The organism is uncultured Sphingomonas sp. (assembly GCF_964237155.1).
GTDB lineage: Bacteria > Pseudomonadota > Alphaproteobacteria > Sphingomonadales > Sphingomonadaceae > Sphingomonas.
This window is the reverse complement of record NZ_CAXSHH010000102.1, coordinates 1-6729: the sequence shown is the minus strand read 5'-3', so window position 1 is coordinate 6729 and position 6729 is coordinate 1. Positions and strand designations below refer to the sequence as shown.

The following is a 6729-nucleotide window of genomic DNA, read 5'->3' as shown; positions in this document are numbered from 1 at the left end:
GCCCAGCATGTCGAGGAACGCCTTGCCCGCGGCAGTACCGGTGTCGATCGGCTGCTCGGTCGCCTTCAGCGCGACCCCCCTGCCCTTCAGATCATGGACGATGTCCTGCAGATCCTTCATCGACCTGGCGAGCCGATCGATGCGGGTTACCACCAGCGTATCGCCGTCGCGCAGGAACTCGAGCAGCAGGTCGAGCTCGGTCCGCCCCTCCCGCTTGGTGCCGGTCTTCTTCTCCGACCGGATCACCTGACACCCGGCGGCGCGTAATGCTTCCTGTTGGATCGTGAGATCCTGCTCGGTCGTCGACACCCGCGCATAGCCGTATAGGGCCACTCTCGTTCCTATCTGTCCCGTATGGATCTAGAGCAGCGGCTACTAACGTCCGATAAGCTGGCCAGCAATCCTAATCGGACGCGAATGGCCGTCCGGAGCAGCGGTCCTATTTGGGATTATCTAAACCGACACAGGTTGCCGGACGCAATTGGCGGAGCACCGGCAGTGCCAGTGTGATCCCGCGTGCCCCTGCCGACAAACACTTGTACATAATCCAGATCCCGTGGTGCAAAGATCAACGCTAACAATCTGTTAGACAAAGCTAATATCTGCGCTGCTACACTCAGACTGACTTTTGCGCTTGTTGGCGTAGGATGCGCAACAAGGCAAAGTCGATCCTAAAAGGCTCTCCTCGCGATCACTATTGACCAGAGCAGTCGGATCGGTCACGATGTACTACCTAGAAAAGCTTGGTTGCGTGTGCGTTCTGTCTGATTCAGTTACCTACCCAGGAGACTGTAATGATCGCGACGACTCTGGCGCTTGCCGCATTTGCATCTAATCGGCCGGAGATTAGCTATTTCTTGCCGAAGGTGCGGCTTGCTGCGTCGGTTGCGCACCGCATTACACGTTGCCCGACGGACAAGGATCCCACCCTTGACATCGAGTACACCCCGGCGATTGCGGCCAAGGCCTCACGCGGGCGCATGGTCGTCGTAGACGCCAGTTCGGGTTTCCTGGTCGACCGCTCGACCAAGGTTGGCCTCGACAACGGGGTGCTGCGCACCTTCAACTCGACCGCCGCTGGGCAGGGCGGGCCCGTTATCGTTTCGCTGCTGAAGGCCGCAGCGACCGCGTACACCCTCTCGGCCCCGCCGCTCGCGGCGATCCCGCTCGCCGCCGCGACGAGCAAGGCTTCTAACTTCGCGCTACGCCGTCGCCAGGTAAATAGGCCCATGGTGCAGATTTATGTGCTCAGGTGTTCCGAGGAGACGGAAGCCGCGCTGGAGCGGCTTGCCGCAGTCGAAGCGGACATTGGGGCGCTCGAGGCAAGGGTGGTCGCCGGCAACGACACTGCCGTCGGACAACTCTTGGAGCGCCGGATCGTGCAGGCAGCCGCGCTCCAGGATGGCCTGACACTCACCAGTACCACGCCCGGCTTGCTCGATCCGCGCCGGGACGTCGATGGCAGGCTGGACGGGGTTGCCAGCACCATCCCCGCGCCGCCGTTCGAGCGCTGGCTCGTCGCACAGCCTCGGATGGTGACCCCTGCTCCTGGCCGCGAGAACGAAGTTAGCCCGCCCGCGATAAGCGAGCTGATCGATCGAGAAGGCAGGAACGCGCGCAAGCCGCTCGTGGGACGCCTCGGCTACACGGTAGCCGTCACGGTCGACGCCCGCATGGACCGTCTACTCGGCTGCTCGGCAGACGCGGAGCCGGCGCGCTGCTCGGGGACTGATTTGGACGCCTCGACTCTTCGCGGCCGCGACCTGGTCTATCTGCGCCCGGTTCCGGCCACCGTCACCCTGACGCCGATCGCGGATGACTGCACCAACCTCAAGTGCCCCGCCGACTGGGGCGGAGAGGCCGCGACCGCCGCCGCGACTGTCCTGCCCCAGCTCTCGCGTCCCCGGACGATGCCAACTGGTGGGGGAAGCATCTTCGGCCGCCGTACGGTCGCGGCCGAGTTCGACCCCTTGGGAGAACCGGCCTCGATGCATTACGAGAAGGGTAGAGACGCGGAGTCCACGACGGCTATCGTGGACGCTGTTAACACGGTTGCGCCCGATGTAGCAGACGCCCGCCTGGACGCGCTCAAGCGGCAGCTCGATGCCGAGAAGACCAAGGCGGACTTGGCCGCGCTGCTCGCAGCCAAGCTCGAGCAGCCCTGACAGCGAGACACATCCGATAAGGCTAAGGCTTGGATTTACACCCCCAAGAAGTGGAGCGATGGAGATGAAAAGAACAGCTCCGATTGTCGCAATTGCCCTGCTGACGACGTCCGTTACGGACGCCCAGACGCCGGACGAGCCGCGCATCATCGAGTCACTGCCCGAGCACCTCGCGTGGCTCGCGTCCGCCCGGAAGCCGACCGGCACTCTCCAACAGCTCCACGCAGCGGACAGGCTCTGGAACGCGGGCGACACACTCAATGTGTGTTTTTTCGGGGGCAACCCGGTGGTGAAGACGTTGGTAGTCGAGGTCGCCTCGGAGTGGACCAAGTACGCCAACCTGAAACTCGACTTCGGCTCGCCCGGTCGATGGCGCGATTGCCGCCTCTCCAGCTCCGGGCTGAGCAGCATCCGGATCGGATTTTCGGGGGAGGGCTACTGGTCCCTTATCGGCCTCGATGCGCACGACGAGGTGAATGTCTACCAGCCCTCAATGAACTTGGAGGATTTCAACAACGTCTACGGCCCAAATCAGGTTACCCGATCCGGCGTCCCCTACACCACCGCCAACGTCGTCCAGCTTGCTGACCTTCGCGACAAGGGGACTATTCTCCATGAGTTTGGCCACGCGCTCGGGCTACTCCATGAGCATCAGAATCCAGCTCTCGGATGCCAGAACGAGATCCGCTGGGAAGGCGCAAACAACGCGTACGAATATTATGGGCGGGAACCCAACAAGTGGGATCGGGAGACCGTAGACCGCAACCTAGGTCCGATCGCCGCTGCCGATCCTGACGCGAGGCCCGGCGAGCCGGATCGGGACTCAATAATGATGTACGCGCAGCCAGCGGCGATCTTCCGCAGCGGTACTGCCAGCCGATGCTACGTCGCCGACAAGAATATTTTGTCCGCCAAAGATCGCTCGCTGGTCGCAAGGATCTACCCGGCGGGCGCACGACCTCCGTCGGACGTCCAGTTCACGACTGCGCCAACCGCAGCGGGTCGGTCGGGTTCCGCGCTATCTGGTCGCTTCCCCTCCCCAGATACCCTTGCCCGGATCCAGGCCGACCTCGAATCCGAGAACCCGACCGCGCGGCGAGAGGCCCGGAGACAGCTCGCTCTGCAGTTTGAGGACACGACTGCGAACCGCTTCACATCGGTCGTGGCCGCTGCGCCCTCCCAAAGTTACCGACAGCAGCTCGGAGTCGCCGTCGCAGTCGAGCGGTCCCGCTCCGTGCCGGAACTTGCTCCCGCGCAGGCGCAGCTGGTCAGGAGCAAGCTGGAGCAGATCGAGGCTGGCACGCGGGACTCGACCCTGCGGGGCGCGGCGGGACGGGCGCTGGCCCGGCTACGGCGGAAGTGATCTCGGGCCCGAGGCGAAGACAGCCGCTCCCAGGCGAGAGGCTAATCACCTTAAAATGAGCTTTCATTTTTCGACCCTATAAATCTTGTAGACGGGCGCAAGACGGTAAGCCTGCGCAGTCCGCAATCGGCCAACAAACGGCGGCTCTCAGGTGCTCGCAGCATCGACCAGAACGGTGCATATTGAGCAAAGAAAACGCTATCGGCGCAGTCCCCCTCTTAGTCAGCCGCGCTGGAACCGCTACATACACGCAATCTCACTTATCGGTCGCTTGGTTTACGGTGCTGGCTTAACGGCCCGCTCAGGATCATCGAGCGTGGGCGTGCTCGGCACCGTTCTCCTGAGCACAGCGAGTTCCCGGTACAGAGTAGAGCGGCCCAACCCCAACTGCTTGGCGGCTTGGGCCGGGCGCACGCCCGCCTCGATCAGCTTCAGCGCCGACGCGAGCATTTCCTGGTCAAGCGGCGGCCTGCCGAACACCTTGCCACGCGCGCGGGCGGCCGACAGCCCGTCACGCGTGCGCTCGACGATCAACCGCCGCTCGAAATGCGCGATCGCGCCGAACACATGGAACACGAGCTCGCCCGCGGCCGAGGCCGTGTCCAGCCGCTCCTCGAGCGACCGGAACGCGAGCCCCCTGCCCTTGAACCCGTCCACCGTCTCGAGCAGTTCTTTCAGCGACCGCCCGAGCCGGTCGAGCCTGACCACGCATACGATGTCGCCAGGGCGCGCGAACTCGAGCAGCGCAGTCAGGCCCGGCCGCTCGAACTGCTTGCCAGAGATCACGTCGTCGAACACCCGGATCGCGCAAGCCTCGTCGCGTAGCCGGCGGCGCTGGACTTCCAATTCCTGATCGTTGGTCGATACGCGAGCGTAACCAAGCACGTCGGGCAAGCCGCCTCTCCTTGTCCAGCAATCGTCCGATTTGAGGACGGGCCCGACAAAGCCGGCCGGACCACCCCCAAGCCGTCCAGAAAACCGGTCCATAAAGCAGCTCCGTCCAGAAAGGAAGAGAGGCGGTTTGTGGACAATTTTGGGTTGGCTAGCGACGTACATGGGGCGATCCGCGTACCGAGGTGCCAGCGATGCAACTCCGCTCGAATGGCACGACAGGTAATAATGGTACATCGATGCCGGATGCCGTCGATGGTTCACGCGGTCGCGATTGGCTTACGCCCTAGCAGCGAACAGTTGTCTAACGATGCGGCGGTGACGATGCACTAAGTTGGCCTAGGACAATCTCGGATTGCCGCCACCGCTTGCGGTTGAGGACCGCAGATGGCATCGATGCTCTAGAATACGGTTGCCACATCGGAGTTGAACGACGTGCCCACGACCATGGACATCCGGGTGGCCGAGAACGGCCGCATGATCTTACCCCAGTCGGTCCGCAAGGCGATGGGCCTGGAAGGCGAGACCAAGGTCATCCTGACGCTCGAGAACGACGAGGTGCGCCTGACGCCGATCGGGCACGGGGTAGCGCGAGCGCGGGCACTCTATAAACAGCATGCCAAGGCCGAGCGGACGACTGACGAGTTCCTCGTCGACCGGCAGGCCGAAGCGGCTCGGGACGCCGATGACGCGCCGGCCGAAGTCGGCGACGAGGGCGGCAAGTGACATCGGCCGTTCTCGACGCATCGGCCGTGCTGGCGCTCATTCGCGACGAGCCCGGCGGCGACAAGGTGGCCACGCATGTCGGGCGGGCGGCGATCTCGGCCGTGAATCTGCAGGAAGTCGTCAAGGAGCTGCTGGTGAGCGGGCTTGACGAGCCGGTGATCCGCGAGCTGCTGGACGAGCTCCGGCTAGAGGTGCGCGCGCATGATGCCGAGGCGGCCTACGCCGCGGCCGCACTTCACGAGCAAACGCGCCAGTATGGGCGCGGACTGGGCGACCGGTCCTGCATGGCGCTGGCAATCAGCCTGGGCGTGCCCGCGCTCACCGCCGACCGGGAATGGCGCAAGGTCAAGGTGAAAGGGCTCAAGCTCGAGCAGGCGCGGTAATCTGTGCCGGACGGCCACTGTCCGGTCCGGCCTAATCGGGAGCGTGCTCCTCGGCGACCGATGACACCGACGTGGCCGCGACGATCATGGCCGCCAGCGTCTCCTCTGCGCGCTCACGTGCAGACGCGTCCTTGGACGCAAGGTCGGTCCGGACCCACTCCGGCAGGCGAGCGGCCACCCCCGCCACGATGCCGGCAAGTTCCTCAAGCTGCATGGACGATCCTAATCCCTTGAACGGCATCACGGTGTCGGCCGTTGCTCGTCGAGCGGCACCAGCGTGACTGCACAACGTGCTCACCGTAGTCCTTGGATGAGCGATGGTGAGAACCGAAGTTCTTCCAGCGGTGCCGGTCCTGGGTACTCGGCGGCCTCACCAGATCCGGACCGATCGACTTGCTGCATCACTTCATCACACATTACCGGCCATAGTCGTCGGTGCCTGAACGTAGGCAACTGGTTTTCGACGCGATTCCCTGATATGTCAGAGTGCATGAAAAAGGAACACGCGCGCTCGCTTGCTTTCCTCCTCGCGTCACTGGTTCTTACCGCGCCTGCGTTGGCGAGTGAGCGCCACCCGCGGCGGCCCGACCCAGAGGTCCTTGCTTCCACGCTCGGCAGCCCCGCCGCGCAGGATGCGCTCGCCGCGACGATCACGCGATTAGCCAGTATCGTGCTCGACACACGCGTCGGACCGATCGCGGCGCTTACACGTCCTCGTGACGATGTCCGACCGGACGATACGCTCGGCGACATTGTACGACGCGATGACCCCGATTTCGAGCGACGTCTGCAACGTCGCACGCGACGTGCCGCCGAAACAGCAGGCGAAGCCGCGAGCAGTGCGATCACACAAATGGCGGAGCTCCGCCGCACTGCGGAGCGGCTGCGCGACGTACTCGATCCGGTATTGGACGAGGTACCAGGCGAACGCTGACATGCGCACGACCGGCACCGCGTCGGTCGAACTTCGCGGTCGAGGCACAACGACCTCCTCTCCGCAACGTGGTCTGACCTGGGTCACAGCATTGCGGACGCGGAGAAGCGACGGGGAGCTTAGGGTCGATCACTGCGCGCCCAGCGGCGGACTGTTCGCGACGTGCGATCTGCTAGGCGTGAGGCCGCGCGTTCAGCCGCTCGCGAAGCAGGGACCAGCGCCGTGGCTGCCGTCGCCTGACCGCGATTGACAGCGCCTTGCGCGAGC

At 64.1% G+C, this 6729-nt stretch carries 8 protein-coding genes; 5 read left to right on the top strand and 3 right to left on the bottom strand.

Features of this window, described 5'->3' with window-relative positions; translation table 11 throughout:
* Nucleotides 1–333, bottom strand: a 333-nt coding sequence (locus tag ACFE71_RS14260) for a recombinase family protein (protein ID WP_375429430.1), incomplete at its 3' end; no start/stop codon positions are given.
* Nucleotides 334–794: 461 nt separating this feature from the next.
* Between ACFE71_RS14260 and ACFE71_RS14255 the strand changes: the two genes are divergently transcribed.
* Nucleotides 795–2165, top strand: a complete 1371-nt coding sequence (locus ACFE71_RS14255; RefSeq protein WP_375429429.1) for a hypothetical protein — start codon at nucleotides 795–797, stop codon at nucleotides 2163–2165.
* 58 nt (nucleotides 2166–2223) lie between these two features.
* Nucleotides 2224–3528: a hypothetical protein gene (locus ACFE71_RS14250; protein WP_375429428.1), complete on the top strand. Its 1305-nt coding sequence runs from the start codon at nucleotides 2224–2226 to the stop codon at nucleotides 3526–3528.
* 276 nt (nucleotides 3529–3804) lie between these two features.
* On the opposite strand, the gene ACFE71_RS14245 is transcribed toward ACFE71_RS14250, so the two are convergent.
* A complete protein-coding gene (locus tag ACFE71_RS14245; RefSeq protein WP_375429427.1) occupies nucleotides 3805–4422 on the bottom strand; it encodes a recombinase family protein in 618 nt (205 codons plus the stop codon).
* A gap of 432 nt (nucleotides 4423–4854) precedes the next feature.
* On the opposite strand from ACFE71_RS14245, the gene ACFE71_RS14240 reads away from it, so the two are divergent.
* Nucleotides 4855–5145, top strand: a complete 291-nt coding sequence (locus ACFE71_RS14240; protein ID WP_375429426.1) for an AbrB/MazE/SpoVT family DNA-binding domain-containing protein — start codon at nucleotides 4855–4857, stop codon at nucleotides 5143–5145.
* Entirely contained in the window at nucleotides 5142–5528 is a 387-nt protein-coding gene (locus ACFE71_RS14235) for a type II toxin-antitoxin system VapC family toxin (protein WP_375429425.1), read from the top strand. Before ACFE71_RS14240 ends, ACFE71_RS14235 begins: the two co-directional genes overlap by 4 nt.
* A gap of 31 nt (nucleotides 5529–5559) precedes the next feature.
* Here the strand turns inward: ACFE71_RS14235 and ACFE71_RS14230 are convergent, their stop codons facing one another.
* On the bottom strand, nucleotides 5560–5742 hold the full coding sequence (locus ACFE71_RS14230; protein WP_375429424.1) for a hypothetical protein: 183 nt from the start codon (nucleotides 5740–5742) through the stop codon (nucleotides 5560–5562).
* Nucleotides 5743–6018: 276 nt separating this feature from the next.
* Here ACFE71_RS14230 and ACFE71_RS14225 point away from each other — a divergent pair, with 276 nt between their 5' ends.
* Complete coding sequence (locus ACFE71_RS14225) at nucleotides 6019–6462, top strand: hypothetical protein (RefSeq protein ID WP_375429423.1); 444 nt, start codon at nucleotides 6019–6021, stop codon at nucleotides 6460–6462.
* Nucleotides 6463–6729 lie beyond the last annotated feature (267 nt).

Bases quoted from the DNA above. Each gene is read 5' to 3' on its own strand.
- ACFE71_RS14230 (WP_375429424.1), bottom strand. From the start codon at position 5,742: ATGCAGCTTGAGGAACTTGCCGGCATCGTGGCGGGGGTGGCCGCTCGC.
- ACFE71_RS14255 (WP_375429429.1), top strand. From the start codon at position 795: ATGATCGCGACGACTCTGGCGCTTGCCGCATTTGCATCTAATCGGCCG.
- ACFE71_RS14225 (WP_375429423.1), top strand. From the start codon at position 6,019: ATGAAAAAGGAACACGCGCGCTCGCTTGCTTTCCTCCTCGCGTCACTG.
- ACFE71_RS14250 (WP_375429428.1), top strand. From the start codon at position 2,224: ATGGAGATGAAAAGAACAGCTCCGATTGTCGCAATTGCCCTGCTGACG.